Here is a 14,204-nt window from a genome sequence, read left to right on the forward strand (position 1 = left end):
CGGTCCTACATCGGCCGCCTGACCTGCTGTGCCCGCTCCGGTTCGACCACCCTGCGGTAGAGATGCCAGGTCGCGTGGCCAAGGACGGGCATGACGACGGCAAGCCCGGCAAATAGCGGGATCGAGCCGATGACCAGGAGCACGGCGACCATCAGACCCCACAGCGCCATCTGCAGCGGGTTTGTCATAACTGCGCGCGCCGACGTCTCGACTGCCGAGACCGCGCCGACATCGCGGTCGAGCAGCAGCGGAAAGGCGACGACAGTCGTCGCCAGCACGATCGCGGCGAAGGCGAACCCGGCCAGGTTGCCGAGCAGGATCAGTGTCCAGCCCTTGCTGGTCGTCAGCACCTCGCGAATAAAGCCGACGATAGAGGTCGGAGGCCGATTGCCGTACAGGCTGGTGTAGATCGATTGCGCGGTGAACAGCCAGAGCAGGAACAGTACCAGCAGCATGATGCCGATGACCGCAATCGCGGGCAGCGCCGGCGAGTGGCGCACGTCGAGCGCATGCCACCAGGATGTATCCATGCCGAACTCGCGCCGGCGGCTGATTTCGTAAAGCCCGATAGCGGCGAACGGACCGACCAAAGCGAAGCCGGACATCAGCGGATAGATGAGTTGGATGGCGTTCGAGCCCGACGTCCACTGCGTCAGGATCAGGCCGACCACCGGATAGATCAGGCACAGGAACACATAATGCGACGGCTTTGCCCAGAAATCCTCTACGCCGAGACGGAGCGCATCGATCAGATCCTCGGTGCTGATGCGGCGCACCGTGGGCTGTACATGCATTCCACGTGCGTCCGCCATGACATGAAAGCCGGCCATGACCTTTCTCCCGTGTGTCGGGGCGGTCACCGCCAGGATGGCCGCCCGCAGCTGCCACTTCAAAAACGGCGCGATGATAGCCGATCTCGGCGCGCTTGTCGCCACCACCCGGCGCCAGGGCGCGCCGGGCGGCTGAACGAACAGATTAGGCCGCGAAGCGATCGATCACCTCGGCCAGCCGCACGTGACCGAGGCAAGCGCCTGACCCGGCCGGCTTTTCACCATCCTCGATGGCCTGCGCAAATCGCACGTCCGGATCGCTTTCGATCCGGCGGCGCAACGCCGCCAGCTTGGGATAAGCTGCGCCGTCGACCGCCTTGTGGAACTCCGCCCAGCGCGCCACGCCGATCAGCGTGGTATCGGCAAGCGTCAGCCGGTCGCCGACCAGGAAATCCGTGTCGAGGATCATCGCCTCGAGCTGGTCATGGCGGTTGGTAACGACCTTGCGGCCAAAGTCACGCAAGGTTGCCAGCAGCACCGGCTCGGCCGATTCCATTTCATATGCGGCCCAGAGCGGGGTGAAAGCGGCGGTGAAGCCGGTGTTCACGAAAGCCATCAGCTGGTGCATCCGGTCGGCTTCCGGCGAGCGAGGCTCAAAGCTGATACGACGTTGCGTATCGCGGGCTTCGAGCCAAGCGGCAATCGCCATGGTCTCGGTGAGCACCCTGCCTTCGTCGGTGATCAACACCGGCGTTTCCTGACGGCCGTTGATGCTGGCATAGGCGTCGTTCTTCATTTCAGTGAGCATGTCGACTCGACACAGGCGGTAGGGCTGTCCGACGCGTTCAAATGCAGCGACGAGCCCCATCGAACTTCCCAGCGGGAAGCCATAAAGGAGGATAGGTTCCATTTCTTTGTCTCTTCCATAATTTAGGGATTACGCTGCGCAGCGAAACTTGACCCTAAACGCTGGTCGCCCCATGTAAATTACGCACTATTCTGTAACCAGGTCCCCCCATGAAAGATGTCGTCTCACGCTGCCCGATCGAAGAGACCATGCGTGTGCTCAGCGGTCGCTGGCCCACCTTGCTGCTCTACTATCTCAAGGACGGCACCAAGCGCTTCAGCGATCTGAGGCGTGACAACCCGACCGTGTCGCACCGCATTCTGGCTCTCGAACTGCGCAAGCTGGAGGACGCCGGGATTGTGCGGCGAACGGCGCATGCCGGCTATCCGCTACGCGTGGATTACGATCTCACGACGCCCGGTCTCAAGCTTGTGCCGCTCATCGAGGCCTTGGGCAGATGGTGGGAACATACCGGGGACGACCGGGTCGGCCAGGCTCCACCGATGCCGGAAACGAGGCTAGACACAGCGGCCTAGCCGATCGTGAAAATCTGACGCTTGCTATCCGAGGCTGGACAACCGCTTTGGATAGGATCCGGCCGAATATCGGAATGCACGGACAGCGCCAGAAGCTGTCATTGCCGAGCAGATACTCTAACGTCGCGTTTGGGCCGGAAGCGGAGATCCGCTTTCGGGATGATTGGGCCAAAAAGCTGACCTTCGCGTCCAGCATAGCGTGGGCTGGTTTGCGCCACTTGCGGACCTTTGCCAATGATGCCGCGAAGGTCGCGTCTCGGACCCGTTGCTGCCCTTCGGTCACAGCTTGGGGCATATCAAAGGTGTGAACACGACAGACAAGCCAGTCGCGGAAATTGGCAACCGGGATGTCTGAACCGAAGGCGCTACCCCAGCCGGCGAACCGCTCGGTATTCGCGCGAGACGCTGAAAAAAACAGCTGTGACCACGAACGCGGCCGGCTGCTGCGGCTGAAGGGACGAGGCGTCGCGATCTGCGGCCCCCTCAGCCGGTCGACTTCTTGAAGTTGGCGAGGGCCTTGTCCCAGTTCACCACGCGCCACCATTCCTTGAGGTAGTCGGCGCGGCGGTTCTGATACTTGAGATAATAGGCGTGTTCCCAGACGTCGACGCCAATCACCGGACGCGCCCCTAGCTCGAGCGGCGTGTCCTGGTTGGCTGTGCTGACGATGTCGAGCTTCTTGTCCTTGTTCACGACAAGCCATACCCAGCCGGAGCCAAAGCGGCCAAGGCCAACCGCCGTGAGCTTTTCGGTCAGGCCCGCATAGCTGCCGAAGGTGCTGCTTATGGCGGCGTTGAGGTCGCCACCGGGCTGGTTGGGGCCCCCGGGAGTCATCAGCTCCCAGAAGTGAGTGTGATTCCAATGTCCCCCAAGATTGTTGCGCACGCCTTCCGGGACCTTGCCCAGATCTGCCAGAATAGCCTCCATCGGCGTGCTGGCGAGCTCGGGCCAAAGCGGCACGAGTTGATTGCAGGCATTCACATAAGCGGCGTGATGGCGGTCGTGATGGATCATCATCGTGGTCGCGTCGATGTGCGGCTCTAATGCGTTGTTCGCGTAGCCGAGCGGTGGGAGCTTGAAGGGTTGGGTCTCCTGCGCAAAGGCCGCGGCGCCCAACAGGGTTGTGTTGGCTGCCGCGGCCGATGCTCCTGCGAGAAATAGAAGACTCTGACGCCTGTTCATGGTGTAGCTCCGGGTGAAAGTGGAACGCCAATGCTGCATGCTGTTCGTTTACGAGGTGTCGCGACTCCAAGCATCGCTTCGCGAAATTCCCTGAGGGTTAGCCATTGTTCCGATCAGTGTTGAACGAGATAGGTCTCAATCCTGCCGACACCTGCCAGTTCTACATTACAGCGCGGTTCGAGCTTCCAGGAGGTGTGCAGGGCCTGCTTGGTTGCCTCCGAAATCTGCATGCGGTCGGCCACGCCCTGGGACTCGAGCCGGCTTGCAATATTCACGGTTTCGCCCCAGACGTCGTAGACGAACCGATGCCGGCCGATCAGGCCCGCGATCACCGGTCCCGTGTGCACGCCAATGCGGATCCGAAAACCATCGTTGCCCCACGCTAAGGGCTTCAACGCGTCCAGCATGGATTTCCCCAGTGCCACGATCCTGTCGGCATGGTCAGCTGCCGGTTCCGGAACACCGCCCGCAGCCATATAGGCGTCTCCGATGGTCTTGATTTTCTCCACGGCATGCTTCTCCGCCAAGACGTCGAACGTGCTGAATAGCCCGTCGAGGCGTTTGATCAGGTCCGACGGCGGCAACCTTGCCGCTATGCTCGAGAAACCGACAATATCGGCAAAAAGAATGGTCACTTCATCGAACCGGTCGGCAATGAACTCTTCGCCCCGTTGCAGCCGTGCCACGATCTGACCGGGCAGGATCGCATGGAGAAGCGAGTCAGCCCGCCGCTTCTCCGCCTCGATCCGCTGAAGATACTGGTGCTCGCGGTCGAGCCAACGTTTCTTCTCCAAACTCGAGTTGATCCGGGCGCGCAGCAGGACCGGATTGAAAGGTTTAGGCAAGTAGTCGTCGGCCCCTGCCTCGATGCAGCGGACCACCGCGTCCACTTCGTCCAACCCCGATATCATGATGACAGGGATATGCCGCCATCGGCGCTCCGCTTTCAATCGCGAGAGCACCTCGATGCCGTTCATGTCCGGCATTAGGACGTCCAGCAGAACCAGGTCGAACTCGTGTTCCGCGAGGTGAGTCAGCGCCGACGGACCGGACTCGGCAGTGACTACCTGATGACCGTCACGTTGCAAGCGGCGCGAGAGGAGACCGCGGTTGCTGGTGATGTCGTCGACGACAAGTATGCGGCCACCGTGACCGGAGCTTGCGTCGTGCTCTGCCTTGATCAGTGCCCGTTCGAGCCCTGCCACATCGATCTCAGCCTGATCCGTGGTCCGCGGTTCCTCGCTGTCGGGTGCGCGCGAGAGGCCGGCAATCGCATCGACATGCGCCAGCAACTCAGCCGCCGCGGCGAGCATCACCCTGACATCCTCTTCCAGCGCGTATTCGTGCAATTCTTCGGCTTCTTCACGAATCATTTCGGAATAGCCGATGATGGCGTTGAGCGGCGTTCGCAAGTCGTGGCGCAGTTTCGCCTCGATCTCGACCCCTGCCCGGTTCTGATTGTCCGCTTTGCCGTGGATCAAGCTGTCGATCAGGCTACTCAATTCGCAAGCAGCGGCGCCAACCTTCTCTAGATCCGGTCTCATGTGGCCCAGACCGAGATCCTGCACCTGCTCGGTTAGCAACTCCTGAAATCCTGAGATTGCCCGCGCCGGTCCGGCGAGCTGTTGCGCCAGATGGACGGCGATCGCATGGCGTTGGAACTTGTTCTTAGCAGGCATATTTTCAAACCGTCGGTCCGCGCCTCATCGATTCGCGGCAAGCAATTGTTCAATTTTCTGGACAAGTCGCGACAGGTCCACCGGCTTGCTATCGTAGTCATCGCAGCCTGCCTCGAGTGCCATTTCGCGATCGTTGGCCATCGCGTGCGCAGAAAGCGCAATGATCGGGATCCCGGAGGTGGCCGGATCAGCCTTGATCCGCCGGGTCGCCTCCCACCCGTCCATGACCGGCAAGCTCATATCCATGAGGATGAGATCGGGCCTTTCCGAAACGGTGAGTTCCACGCCCGACTGTCCGTTTTCCGCAATGAGGACTTCGAACCCACGCCGTGACAACCGCCGCAAAAGCATGTCGCGGTTCAATTCGTTGTCTTCTACCAGAAGGATCCTCGTCATCTTTAGCTTCCTTCAGCCATGGGGGCGGTTCCGCGATCGGCAATGCTGGCACCTGTCGACCCAAGTGGGAAGATCTGGCGCTCGAGGGCCTCGACCAACTGAGACCGACTATTTGCGCCCTTGATTACAACCGCGACCGCCCTGTCGCGAAGCCACTTGAGCTCGTCCGCCGATAAATCCTTGGAAGTCACGACGACGACCGGAATGTTCTGAAGCTCGGGCACCTGCTGCATCTCGTTCAGGGTCTGGAACCCGTCCATTTCGGGCATCAGCAGATCAAGCAGGACCAGACGCGGTAACAACCGCTTCATCAGCTTGAGGCCGCGCAGGCCATCGCTTGCCTCGTGAACCCGCCAATCCTTCTTGATCAGGATACGCCGAAGGAAGTCGCGGGAGGCTTGATCGTCGTCAATAACAAGCACATCGCGGTTGCCGCCGCCGCAAGCCTCTATTGTTCGTATAAGCTTCTGGGTGTCGATCGGCTTCGTGAGGTATTCGACCGCACCGAGTGAGAGGCCGAGTTCGCGATCTGCAAGTATCGTCGCAAGGATTACCGGAATCTCGCAGAGCTCCTTATCGCCCTTCAGTGAGCGCAGCACTGACCAGCCGTCCTGATGCGGCATGATGATGTCGAGAACGATTGCGGCCGGGCGATGCGCTCGCGCCGCGGCTATGCCTTCCTCGCCGCTTGCTGCTTCGATTGATGCCAGTCCCGCCTCAGCCAAGGACCTGGCGATGAGAGTTCGGGCGGCTGGTTCGTCATCTATGATCAGAACCGCCTGCTCCGAGGGCCTCGACGACAGCGGCTCGGCGGGTTTCTGCTCGCCAGGTTCTTCGTCGCACTCGGCTGGAATCTCCATTGTGAAAGTCGAGCCTTTTCCGAACTCGCTTTTAACGGTTACAACGCCTCCGATCATGCGGCAGAAACTCCGGGTTATGCTGAGGCCCAATCCCGTCCCGCCGTAGTTGCGAGTGGTGGAGGCGTCTGCCTGCGTAAAAGCATCAAAGAGCCGTTCTTGCTGCTTTGGCGTCATCCCGATCCCGGTGTCGGACACTGTGAATATCAGCCAGTCGCCGTCCGATCTCCTCTCGCGTCGAATCGCCAGTGTTACACGGCCCCCCTCGGTGAACTTGGCTGCGTTACTGAGGAGATTGAAGAGGTTCTGACGCAACTTCGTCTGGTCCGAATGCATCTTCCCGAGGTCGCCCGCGAGGTCCATAACGAAACTGTTTCGGTTTTTCGCCATCAGTGGCGCGACTGTGGCCTGGACATCGCGCAACAAGTCGGCGACGTCGAAAGTCTCGAGGAAATTTGCCATCTTATTTGCCTCGATCTTCGACAGATCGAGGATGTCGTTGATGAGCGCGAGGAGATGGCGACCGGCCCCGGCGATCTTTTCCACATCTGGCACGAACTCATTCATTTGCTGGTCGCTCGCCTCTTCGATCAGCATCTCGCTGTAGCCAATGATCGCGTTCAGTGGAGTGCGCAGCTCGTGGCTCATGGACGCGAGGAAGCTGCTCTTGGCCTCATTTGCCGCTTCAGCATGACTCTTGGCCCGCTCGAGTTCGACCTCTCTCTGCTTCAGTTCCGTGATGTCGGTGTAAACGGCGACGGTCCCGCCGTCAGGGGTCTTTCGTTTGCTGACGCGGACCCAGCGTTCTCCGAAGCGACCCTCGTGGACGAAGCCTGCCGGATCCATCTGGATGCGCAGCCTCTTCGCAATCCATTCCTCCGGCGACGCGCCCTCAAGGTCGACGTGCCCGCTCGCCAAGCGTCTTTTCAGAATATCCTGAAGGCTTTGCCCCGGCAGAGTAGCTCGGTCATTGTCGGGAAAGATTTCGCAGTATTTGCTGTTGGCAAGAAGGACCTTGTCCTCCGAATCGAACAGGACAAATCCGTCAGAAATCGCCTCGAGTGCCGCTCCGATCGTCCGTCTTTGCCGCTCCGCCTCATCCTCCAGTCGTTGCTTGGCAATTGCGCTCGCCCGGAAAAGCCGAAGCGTCCGCGCCATCGCGCCGAGCTCGTCCCCTCCCTCTGCCTGTATTTCGACGTCGTAGCGTCCTTCCGTCAGATTTCCGATTACCCGGTTCAGCCGCCGCAACGGTCCGACGATCGAGCGAAGAACAAGGATGGTGAGAAGTGACCCGATCATCACCACGATGGCCACCAGAACGGCAGCAGTAGTCGCCGTTTTCTGGGTTTCCGTTACGACCTCGTTGCGAGCGGCTTCTGCCTCGGCGCTCGCTCGGTCGACGAGTTTGTTAAGCGCAGCATCCACGTTTGCGCTGTGGGTGCGCGCCTCGGCGAGGAGAGTGTTGCCGATGATGCGGTTGTCTTGAGTATAGCTGTCGGCCGCCTCCAGCGCTGTTTTGACATAGGCATCCATCTCAACGCGGATTTCCCTGACCGCATCCGGTGATGATTTCGAAAGGCGGTCCAGATGTGCCAGTAGTCGCTCGCGCGCCTGCTCGGCATTACGCTGGGAATTCATCAACAAGCTAACCGACAGATCAGTCAGCCAGTATCGCAATTCGCCGAATGTTGCGTGCGCCGCAGCCGCAGTGGACGCGGCGTCGAAAAATGCTTTGGTCTCCGCAGTTCGATCTGCACTGCGATAAAGTGCCTGTGTGAGAAAGATTGACGATACGATAAGGCTGATAAGGCCGGCCGCTGTCAGCGCAGCTATGCGGGCCGAAATCGGTAGATGGGCAAAGGGACGCGCAAAGGGCCTCGCCGGCGCCGATACCGTTTCCACGCGGTGCGGTGATTGTTCCAAAGCGCTCATTTGAACAAGACGATGCTTATCGCGCCTCCCAGATCGCCCGCTTTGCCGCCCTCCTTTGGGTATCCTGTCACGTCGATCTCGCCCTTCGGCTCGCCGTGGCAGGAAAGACACGAGCCAGTATAGTATTCGGGCAGCAGCATTCGAAATGCAGGGCGCCCATCCGCCTCGGTGACTTCCGTGTAGGCTTCTCCCTTTGCTCTCTGCGGATCCAGCAAGACGCTTTCGATGATCCGTGCTTCCCATGCGTCCGGAAGCGATTTGCGGTTGCGCACGAGTTGCTCTGGCGCGGTCACGCGCACCCGAGCTTCGTTGCCGGCCTTGGCAGCGAACTTGTCATTCATCAGACGCGCAAACACCGCTGGCACGAAGCCTTTGAAAGCGGTTCCCGCGCGGTTGATGTTATCTTGCTGTTCGTCCACCACCTCTCGCATCGCCTCAATCTGGGCCTCAAGCAGACGCCGGTCGCGCTCGGTCAATCCGCCCGAAAGCGGGTCGTGGCCGGTGTGTTTTGAGTATGCGGCGATGGCTTCTCTCGTAATGCGCTCACCGTCGAGGTGCTTGTCGCCAAGAGCAGGATCATTGATGAGCGTCTGATAGTTCGAGATGATGCTTCGCCCCGCACGGAGCAATTCCGCGAGTCGCGTTCCCGTCACGACATCCTCGGTAACTCCCGCTCCGATGGCAGACGAGACGACGAGTGCGCAGCCGACAAGAACAGCGGCAATGAAAGTCCGGGTCAACGTTGACATGGCGGACATTTCCGTTCCCTTCAAGGACGGCCTTTAGGGTATATTAGCATAACACGATAAAAGGCGGGGACCCAGCGGCAAACTTTGCTGGTTCCGCAACGAACAGTCTGGGCGACTTGCGACCCGCGAGCTCGGCCCTTTTTGTTGCGCTGTGGGTCGGCTTGAGCGAGATTCTAATCGCCTGCCCGGCAAAAGCCATGATCACCGCTATGTCAGGCGGGCATGACCGTTGCGAGAATTGAAAATTGTGAAGGCAAACCAAGCCTGAACAGGCGCATGCTGCTCAGAGCTGCCGGCCTTGGCGCCCTTGCCGGGCTCGCCGCCTGCGCAACCGCCGTGCTGCCCACCGGCGAAGGCGCCGGTGTCTCTGCTTCCGCGGCCGGCACCCTGAGCGGCATTCGGGCCTCAGCCGGTCTTGGACCGCTTGTCGCCGATCCTCGTCTCGAACAGGCGGCCTTGCAGCAGGCCGGCTACATGGCGCGCCGCGGCCGCATGAATCACACCACCGGCTGGGGCAAGGACTTTGCCTCGCGCGTCAAAGACAATGGCATTGCCGGCGCCGCCGCCGAGAACATCGCCGAAGGCCGCTTCGACCAGCAGAAGCTGTTCGATATCTGGGTGCATTCGCCAGGCCACCGCCGCAACATGCTAGACCCGCGCTTCACCCGCTTCGGCCTCGCCTATGTACGCGACGGCCGCGACAACACGCTTCGCTACTGGTGCCTTGTGCTCGGAAGATAGCACGGTTTCGCCTTTGGTCGGCGGAGTCCGTGCCGGATGATCGAGCCGTCAGTCTTTGCGGCCGCCGAGCAACTCCTCGATGTCCTGCGCACAAACCGGTCTGCTGAAATGATAGCCTTGCATTTCGTCGCAATTGTTCCTGCGCAGGAAGGCCACCTGATCATCTGTCTCAACGCCCTCGGCAATGACCCTCAGGTTGAGATTTTGCCCCAATGAAATCACCGCGCTGGCCACAGCCTGGTCGTTCTCGTCGGCGGCAAGATCCTTGATGAAGGATTTGTCGATCTTCAGCCGCGCCACGGGAAAGGTCTTAAGTGCGCTGAGGCTGGAATAGCCTGTGCCGAAATCATCGATCGAGATCTGGACACCCAGGCTTTGCAGGGCGTTCATGGTCGCGACGGCGAGCTCGATATCCTGCATGATAAGGCTCTCGGTCACCTCCAGCTCGAGATACCTGGCCTCCAGGCCGCTGTCCTTCAGCGCGCTGACGATGCGATCGATCAGGTTGCGCTCCCTGAATTGCCGCGCCGACACATTCACGCAAACGGTCAAGGGCGGCAGCCCGGCGTCTTGCCAGGCTTTGTTCTGCCGGCACGCCTCATGCAGAACCCAGTCGCCGATCGGTACGATCAGACCTGTCTCCTCGGCGGTCGGGATGAACATCGTCGGCATTATCGTGCCAAGCGTTGGATGGTTCCAGCGTATCAGCGCCTCGACCGCAAAAATCCGACCTGACCGAAGGTCCACTTGCGGTTGGTAGAGCAGAGTGAATTCCGAACGCGCCAAGGCGTTTCGCAACTCTTCCTGAAGCACGAATTTTTCATGCGCCCGGGTGTTGAACTCCGGAGCGTAAAACTGGAAATTGTCGCGGCCGAACTCCTTGGCGCGATACATGGCCGCATCGGCATTTGCCAGCAGCGTATCGGGATCAGTCCCATCCTTCGGATAGTTGGCAATGCCGATGCTGGCCGTCGCCCGCACAAGATGCGCCCCGAGCCGAACCGGTTCGGCGAGTGCCGACCTGAGCTTTTGCAAGGTCTCGGAAACGAGATCGACGTTCGCCGGCTGGTCGAAAAGCACGATGACGAATTCGTCGCCGCCAAGCCGCACGACGGTATCGGTTGCCCTCACGCAGTCGACCATGCGACTTGCGACGATCTTCAGAAGCTCGTCTCCGGCATTGTGGCCGAGCGTGTCGTTGACAAATTTGAAATTGTCCAGATCGATGAACACCACCGTCACCCAGCGATCGTATCGCTGGGCGTACAGGACCGCCTGCGAAAGCCGATCCTCGAGCAAGGCGCGATTGGGAAGCCCGGTCAGCACGTCATGATTGGCCATGAAGTGGATCCGGTCTTCAGCCTGTTTGCGTTCGATGGCGATCCCGGCGATGCGCGTGGTGAAATCGATCAGGCGGGTCTCGGCCTCGGTCGGTTCGCGCACCGTCATCGAATACATCGCAAAGACGCCAAGCACCGCGCCCTGATGCGACAGGATCGGGGTCGACCAGCACGAACGCAAACCGTGCGGCCGCGCGAGTTCGCGATAATCCTGCCAAAGCGGATCCTGCATGATGTCAGCGACAATCACCGGCTCGTGCCGATAGACCGCCGTTCCGCAAGACCCCGCCCGAGGGCCGACCGCGGCGCCGTCGACGGCGTCGGTGTAGTCTTTCGCCAGGCTCGGCGCGGCGGCGTGGCGCAAGTGGCTGCCATCCTTGTCGAGCAGCAAGACCGAACCGAATATCCCCGCCAGTTGGGACTCGACCAGACGCATGAGCCGCTCGAGCACGTCTTCGAGGGGAGCGCTCTTTGCGATCATCTCGAGGATATGCGCCTGCCCATCGCGAAGGATTTCGGCCTGCTTGCGCGCAGTGATGTCGCGGGCAATGCCGACGAGGCCGAAAATGTTGTTTTGAACGTTGCGCAATGGCAGTTTCGTAGACAGGAACCATTTGCCGGTGCCTGACGCATCGACGACGAACTCCTCCTCGTCGATCATCGGTTGTCCGTCGCGCATCAGTTGCTGCTCGACGAAGCGAAATTTCTGCGCAAGATCCGGCGCATGAAGGTCGAAGTCGCTCAGGCCGATCATGTCGCTCGTGCTGTCTCGACCGCTGTCGGACGCAATGGCTCGGTTGGCGACGACGAAGCGGCTTTCGGTGTCCTTCACCCACATGTAGTCAGGCACCAGGTCGATCAGCGTCTGCAAGGAGATACGCTCGTCGACGACCAAGCGGTTGGCGCTGAGCTCGCTGATGTCCTCGTGCGTGGCCACCCAGCCGCCGTCAGGCATCGGTTGATGGCAGACCTGAATTGTCCGGCCATCGGCGAGCTCGGCTGTCCAGTTCCCCGAAGCAGTGCCCGAATTGACTGCCCGGGCCAACGCCAGATAGGCGTCCGCATTCATTGCCGAGGTCCCGACAGCGACGCGCCGCTCGACGATTTCGCGCAGCGCCGCACCCGGCTGCAATTGCTCCGGCGCAAGGCGATAGATTTCCGCATAGCGCCGGTTGCACAGGATCAGCCGTTCATCGGCGTCAAAAAAGCAGATGCCTTGCGAGATGTTCTCGATCGCGGTCTGGAACCGCAGTGCCTGGTCCTGAAGCGCTGCAATCGTGGCGCGAAGCTCGCGCTCGAGCGCCTCATATGAGGCAGTCGCCAGTTGTGCCAGCGTCGTCAAATTGGCGGATTCGGGCACTTCGGCGGTTTGCCTGGATGATTTCGTGGCCAAACACAGTTCCTCCCGCTGATGCTTGAGGCAAGCAAAGGAGGCTCGCCTTCAACCCAAAAGCGAGTGCATATTGGTCGGCATATACTAATGGCAGGTGAACCGGCACAATGCCGACCCGACCGGCACAGGCAACGGAAGCCGTGAGCCGGTCGCGGTTGCCGGAGCCGTGAGACTTAGTCCATATGCGCGGCAGGCGCTCCACCGGCGGGCGGCGCAGCCTTTGGCTTGCGCAGCAGGAAAACAAACGGGACGGCAAGCAGTGTCATCATCATCAGCAGCTTGAAGGTCATTGACGTAGGAGATCATCATCGCCTGGATATTGACCATGCGATCCATCAGCGACAGCGCCATCGGATCGCCGCCCGCTGCTGCCGGCGACGCCGCCCAGAGGTTGGGATTGAACGGGTTGACATAGGCCGAGAGCTCGGCGTGGTTGATCTGCGTGTTACGCACCAGCAGAACCGTCACCACCGATACGCCGATCGATGAGCCAAGATTGCGCACCAGGCTGAACAACGCCGTGGCATCGGTACGGAAGCGTGCGTCGAGCGTGGCGAAGGCCACGGTGGACAGCGGCACGAACACCATTCCCATTCCAAGGCCCTGGATGACGCCGGAGCTGAGGATAAGCCAGTTGTCCATCTGCGGCGAGAAGCTGGACATCGTGTAGAGCGATTGCGCGGTCAGCAGGAAGCCGATGACGACGAGGATCCTGGCATCGATCCTGTGCATGATCCGCCCGACGAACAGCATCGCGATCATCGTGCCGACACCGCGTGGCCCCAGGACGATGCCGATGGTGAGGGTCGGATAGCCGAAGATGGTCGACAGCATTGGCGGCAGCAGCGACATGCTCGCCAAAATGAGCACGCCCATGACAACGATGAACGCCAGCCCGGTGACGAAATTGCGATCGAGGAAGATCTTCGGGTCGATAAAGGGGTGCTCCGCCGTCAACGTGTGAATGGTGAATACCCAGAAGCCGGTGATGGAAAGACCAAGCTCGATCCATATCTCGATCGAGGAAAACCAGTCGACCTCACCGCCACGATCGAGCATCAGTTGCAGCGCGCCGACACCGAGCGAGAGCATGGCGAAGCCGAAGAAATCGAAGCTGCGCACCCGCCGGGCCACGCTGGGGAGATATGCGGCCATGCCGAGGAAGGCGATGATGCCGACCGGCAGGTTGATGAAGAACACCCAGCGCCAGTTGAAATTCTCGGTCAGCCAGCCACCCAGCGTCGGGCCAAGGATCGGTCCCAGCATGATGCCGGCGCCCCAGATGGCCATGGCCTGGCCGTGGCGTTCCCTAGGGTTGATGTCGAGCAGGAAGGTCTGCGACAGCGGCACGATGGCCGCGCCGAAGACGCCTTGCATCAGCCGGAAGAGAACGATGGTCTCCAGGCTCCAGGCTATGCCGCACAGCATGGAGAAGACGGTGAAGCCGACCACCGCCGTCAGGAACAGCTCCTTGCGACCGAAGCGGTCGGCAAGCCAGCCGGTCACCGGCGTCATGATCGCGGCGGCAACGATGTAGGAGGTCAGCACCCAGTTGATGTTGTCGGGGGAGGCGCCGAGATCGCCGGTCATGGTCGGCAGCGCGACGTTGGCGATCGTCGTGTCGAGCGCCTGCATGATCGTCGCCAGCATGAGCGCAACTGTGATCAGGCCGCGGTGCGGTACTTCGCGAAAGGGTTCTGGGGTGCTCATGACGTAAAACTTCCAGCAGGTAACAAAAACGTGTACATTAGGTTTCCGGACGGCGAGGCCCTCGCTGCAGAG

At 60.7% G+C, this 14,204-nt stretch carries 11 protein-coding genes and 1 pseudogene; 3 read left to right on the plus strand and 9 right to left on the minus strand.

Features of this window, described 5'->3' with window-relative positions; all coding sequences use genetic code 11:
• Positions 1-5: 5 nt before the first annotated feature.
• Positions 6-830, minus strand: a complete 825-nt coding sequence (locus NKI01_RS06315; RefSeq protein WP_352962305.1) for a DUF2189 domain-containing protein — start codon at positions 828-830, stop codon at positions 6-8.
• On the opposite strand from NKI01_RS06315, the gene NKI01_RS06320 reads away from it, so the two are divergent.
• Positions 829-966, plus strand: a complete 138-nt coding sequence (locus tag NKI01_RS06320) for a hypothetical protein (protein WP_352856446.1) — start codon at positions 829-831, stop codon at positions 964-966. The two genes, NKI01_RS06315 and NKI01_RS06320, sit on opposite strands and share 2 nt — an antisense overlap.
• Positions 967-975: 9 nt before the next feature.
• Here the strand turns inward: NKI01_RS06320 and NKI01_RS06325 are convergent, their stop codons facing one another.
• The gene (locus tag NKI01_RS06325; RefSeq protein ID WP_352481729.1) at positions 976-1,680 is read right to left on the minus strand and encodes a glutathione S-transferase family protein; all 705 of its coding nucleotides are present in this window, start codon (positions 1,678-1,680) and stop codon (positions 976-978) included.
• A 107-nt stretch (positions 1,681-1,787) separates the two neighbouring features.
• Here NKI01_RS06325 and NKI01_RS06330 point away from each other — a divergent pair, with 107 nt between their 5' ends.
• A complete protein-coding gene (locus tag NKI01_RS06330) occupies positions 1,788-2,153 on the plus strand; it encodes a winged helix-turn-helix transcriptional regulator (RefSeq protein WP_352481730.1) in 366 nt (121 codons plus the stop codon).
• Between the two features lie 483 nt (positions 2,154-2,636).
• Here the strand turns inward: NKI01_RS06330 and NKI01_RS06335 are convergent, their stop codons facing one another.
• From NKI01_RS06335 to NKI01_RS06355, 5 genes are all read right to left on the minus strand, one after another.
• Positions 2,637-3,335, minus strand: coding sequence for a superoxide dismutase (locus tag NKI01_RS06335; RefSeq protein WP_084642425.1), 699 nt, complete (start codon positions 3,333-3,335; stop codon positions 2,637-2,639).
• Between the two features lie 113 nt (positions 3,336-3,448).
• Positions 3,449-5,014, minus strand: coding sequence for an adenylate/guanylate cyclase domain-containing protein (locus NKI01_RS06340; RefSeq protein ID WP_023717115.1), 1,566 nt, complete (start codon positions 5,012-5,014; stop codon positions 3,449-3,451).
• Between the two features lie 24 nt (positions 5,015-5,038).
• On the minus strand, positions 5,039-5,410 hold the full coding sequence (locus NKI01_RS06345; RefSeq protein WP_023717114.1) for a response regulator: 372 nt from the start codon (positions 5,408-5,410) through the stop codon (positions 5,039-5,041).
• A 2-nt stretch (positions 5,411-5,412) separates the two neighbouring features.
• Positions 5,413-8,199: an ATP-binding response regulator gene (locus tag NKI01_RS06350; protein WP_352962308.1), complete on the minus strand. Its 2,787-nt coding sequence runs from the start codon at positions 8,197-8,199 to the stop codon at positions 5,413-5,415.
• On the minus strand, positions 8,196-8,957 hold the full coding sequence (locus tag NKI01_RS06355) for a Tll0287-like domain-containing protein (protein ID WP_023717112.1): 762 nt from the start codon (positions 8,955-8,957) through the stop codon (positions 8,196-8,198). Before NKI01_RS06355 ends, NKI01_RS06350 begins: the two co-directional genes overlap by 4 nt.
• A 213-nt stretch (positions 8,958-9,170) precedes the next feature.
• Here NKI01_RS06355 and NKI01_RS06360 point away from each other — a divergent pair, with 213 nt between their 5' ends.
• Positions 9,171-9,689 (plus strand): CAP domain-containing protein, encoded by a 519-nt coding sequence (locus NKI01_RS06360; protein ID WP_352962312.1) that lies wholly within the window; start codon positions 9,171-9,173, stop codon positions 9,687-9,689.
• Positions 9,690-9,737: 48 nt separating this feature from the next.
• Here the strand turns inward: NKI01_RS06360 and NKI01_RS06365 are convergent, their stop codons facing one another.
• Positions 9,738-12,422 (minus strand): EAL domain-containing protein, encoded by a 2,685-nt coding sequence (locus tag NKI01_RS06365; protein WP_352849104.1) that lies wholly within the window; start codon positions 12,420-12,422, stop codon positions 9,738-9,740.
• A gap of 173 nt (positions 12,423-12,595) precedes the next feature.
• Positions 12,596-14,132 (minus strand): annotated as a pseudogene (locus NKI01_RS06370) (DHA2 family efflux MFS transporter permease subunit).
• Positions 14,133-14,204 lie beyond the last annotated feature (72 nt).

This window comes from Mesorhizobium sp. M0815 (assembly GCF_040319995.1).
Classification (GTDB): Bacteria; Pseudomonadota; Alphaproteobacteria; order Rhizobiales; family Rhizobiaceae; genus Mesorhizobium.

What these genes read in the sequence shown, in the direction of transcription:
- NKI01_RS06350 (WP_352962308.1), bottom strand. Translation starts at nt 8,199, where the DNA reads ATGAGCGCTTTGGAACAATCACCGCACCGCGTGGAAACGGTATCGGCG.
- NKI01_RS06340 (WP_023717115.1), bottom strand. Translation starts at nt 5,014, where the DNA reads ATGCCTGCTAAGAACAAGTTCCAACGCCATGCGATCGCCGTCCATCTG.
- NKI01_RS06355 (WP_023717112.1), bottom strand. Translation starts at nt 8,957, where the DNA reads ATGTCCGCCATGTCAACGTTGACCCGGACTTTCATTGCCGCTGTTCTT.
- NKI01_RS06335 (WP_084642425.1), bottom strand. Translation starts at nt 3,335, where the DNA reads ATGAACAGGCGTCAGAGTCTTCTATTTCTCGCAGGAGCATCGGCCGCG.
- NKI01_RS06315 (WP_352962305.1), bottom strand. Translation starts at nt 830, where the DNA reads ATGGCCGGCTTTCATGTCATGGCGGACGCACGTGGAATGCATGTACAG.
- NKI01_RS06345 (WP_023717114.1), bottom strand. Translation starts at nt 5,410, where the DNA reads ATGACGAGGATCCTTCTGGTAGAAGACAACGAATTGAACCGCGACATG.
- NKI01_RS06320 (WP_352856446.1), top strand. Translation starts at nt 829, where the DNA reads ATGACCTTTCTCCCGTGTGTCGGGGCGGTCACCGCCAGGATGGCCGCC.
- NKI01_RS06325 (WP_352481729.1), bottom strand. Translation starts at nt 1,680, where the DNA reads ATGGAACCTATCCTCCTTTATGGCTTCCCGCTGGGAAGTTCGATGGGG.
- NKI01_RS06360 (WP_352962312.1), top strand. Translation starts at nt 9,171, where the DNA reads ATGACCGTTGCGAGAATTGAAAATTGTGAAGGCAAACCAAGCCTGAAC.
- NKI01_RS06330 (WP_352481730.1), top strand. Translation starts at nt 1,788, where the DNA reads ATGAAAGATGTCGTCTCACGCTGCCCGATCGAAGAGACCATGCGTGTG.